At 69.6% G+C, this 2438-nt stretch carries 3 protein-coding genes and 1 pseudogene; all 4 read left to right on the plus strand.

Going from position 1 to position 2438, the window contains the following annotated elements; translation table 11 throughout:
• On the plus strand, positions 1 to 631 hold a 631-nt coding region (locus G6019_RS13535), incomplete at its 5' end, for an acetyl-CoA carboxylase biotin carboxyl carrier protein subunit (protein ID WP_182627801.1).
• A complete protein-coding gene (locus G6019_RS13540) occupies positions 624 to 1769 on the plus strand; it encodes an acyl-CoA dehydrogenase family protein (RefSeq protein WP_107756981.1) in 1146 nt (381 codons plus the stop codon). The genes G6019_RS13535 and G6019_RS13540, both read left to right, overlap by 8 nt.
• A gap of 3 nt (positions 1770 to 1772) precedes the next feature.
• Positions 1773 to 2282: a MaoC family dehydratase gene (locus G6019_RS13545; protein WP_107756980.1), complete on the plus strand. Its 510-nt coding sequence runs from the start codon at positions 1773 to 1775 to the stop codon at positions 2280 to 2282.
• Positions 2279 to 2438: pseudogene (locus tag G6019_RS13550) on the plus strand (aldolase/citrate lyase family protein); the annotation flags it as partial. The gene G6019_RS13545 and the pseudogene G6019_RS13550, both read left to right, overlap by 4 nt.

Consider the following 2438-nt stretch of genomic DNA (forward strand, 5'->3'; position numbering starts at 1 on the left):
GCGGGTCGGCGGGCGCGCCGAGGTGTGGACCCGGCTGGACTCCGGCCCGGGTTCGGACGCCGTCACCGTCGGCCTCAGGGGAACACCCGACGACGCCGAGGTGACCATCACCGATGCCACGATCGGCTCGACGGCCGAGCCCGAGGTCTCCTCGCGGCACCGGGCCAGGGTCGCCCGGGACGGCGGGTCGCTGCGACTGACCGTCGACGACACCCAGCAGCGCTGGACCGTCGTCCGCTCCGCTGACCCCAAGGCGGCGGACACCTTCTGGGTGGCCGGCGACGGTGGCACCTGGGACCTGCGGCTGCTCCCGTTGATCGACTCCCGGATCCACGACGCCGGATTGTCGGACGGTCAGATCCTCAGCCCCATGCCCGGATCGGTCATCGCGTGTTTCGTCGCCGACGGCGACGAGGTGACCGCGGGCCAGAACGTCCTGGCCGTCGAGGCCATGAAGATGGAACACGCGCTGTCGGCGCCGATCGACGGAGTGGTCCGGCTGAACGTCACCACCGGCGAGCAGGTGCCCGCCGACCACCTGCTCGCGACGGTCGAACCAAGCACCGTCGAGCCCCACCCCTCCACCCCCGACCCCTCCACCGAGGAATCCGAAGGAGAAGGCAATGCCTGAGTTGGAAGAGCACTACGCCGACCTGAAGTCGACGGTCGCCGAGTTCGCCGACAAGGTGGTCGCCCCCGCCTCGGCCGAGCACGACCGCAACCACACGTTCCCCTACGAGATCGTGGCCGGGATGGGCGAGATGGGCCTGTTCGGGCTGCCCTTCCCGGAGGAGTTCGGCGGCATGGGCGGAGATTACTTCGCCCTGTCCCTGGCACTCGAGGAACTGGGCCGGGTCGACCAATCCACCGCCATGACGCTCGAGGCCGGCGTGGGCCTCGGTGCGATGCCGATCTACCACTTCGGTACCGAGGAGCAGAAGAACACCTGGCTCCCCGATCTCGCGGCCGGGAAGGCGCTCGCGGGCTTCGGGCTCACCGAGCCCGGTGCGGGGTCGGACGCCGGAGCCACCAGGACGACCGCCAAGCGCGACGGCGACGAGTGGGTGGTCAACGGCAACAAGCAGTTCATCACGAACTCGGGGACCGACATCACCTCGCTCGTCAACGTCACCGCCGTGACCGGCGTCCGCGACAACGGCAAGAAGGCCATCTCGACCATCATCGTCCCGTCCGGCACGCCCGGTTTCACCGTCGAACCGGCCTACGACAAGGTCGGGTGGAACTCCTCCGACACCCACCCGCTGACCTTCTCCGACGTGCGGGTCCCGGCGGAGAACCTGCTCGGGGAGGAGGGACGCGGTTACGCGAACTTCCTGTCGATCCTCGACGAGGGCCGCATCGCGATCGCGGCGGTGGCCACCGGCGCGGCGCAGGGGTGTGTGGACGAGTCGGTCAAGTACGCGCGTGAACGCGAGTCCATGGGCCAGAAGATCGGGTCGTTCCAGGCGATCTCCTTCAAGATCGCCCGCATGGAGGCCCGCGCCCACACCGCGCGCTGCGCCTACTACGAGGCCGCCCGCCTCATGCTGGCCGGCAAGCCGTTCAAGAAGGAGGCCGCCATCGCCAAGATGGTCTCCTCCGAGGCGGCCATGGACAACGCCCGGGACGCCACCCAGATCCACGGCGGCTACGGGTTCATGAACGAGTACCCGGTGGCGCGGCACTACCGGGACTCCAAGATCCTCGAGATCGGCGAGGGCACCACCGAGGTGCAGCTCATGCTGATCGCGCGGGGACTGGGGCTGTAGGCGATGACGGACCAGCGCAAAGAGGTCGTCCAACGCGGACTGTGGTTCGAGGAGTACGAGGTGGGCACCGCCTACCTCCACCGCCCCGGGCGCACGATGACCGAGACGGACAACGTCCTGTTCACCACGCTGACGATGAACACGCAGGCCCTGCACCTGGACGCGGCGTGGTCGGCCGAGCAGCCGGGCTTCGGCGGCGAGCGGCTCATGAACTCCATGCACACGCTGTCGACGCTGGTCGGGCTCTCGGTCGCGCAGCTCACCCAGGGCACGATCGTGGCCAACCTCGGATTCTCCGAGGTCACCTTCCCCAAGCCCGTGTTGCACGGCGACACCCTCTACGCCGAGACGGTGTGCACGGACAAGCGGGAGTCGAAGTCGCGCCCGGGCGAGGGCATCGTGACCCTCGAGCACATCGGTCGCAACCAGCACGGTGACGTGGTGGCGAGGGCTGTCCGTAAGACGCTGGTCCGTAAGCGTCCGGCCGACCAGGCGGGGGAGGGGCCGGCATGACCCCGGCGTGGATCCCGCCCGGCCCGGCACTGCTGTTCTGCCCGGCCGACCGCCCCGAGCGGTACGGCAAGGCGGCCGAGCGAGCGGACGTGGTGATCGTCGACCTGGAGGACGCGGTCGCACCGGACGCCAGACCGGCCGCCCGGGAGGCGCTCG

The sequence above is a fragment of the Dietzia sp. DQ12-76 genome, from assembly GCF_014145045.1.
Classification (GTDB): domain Bacteria; phylum Actinomycetota; class Actinomycetes; order Mycobacteriales; family Mycobacteriaceae; genus Dietzia.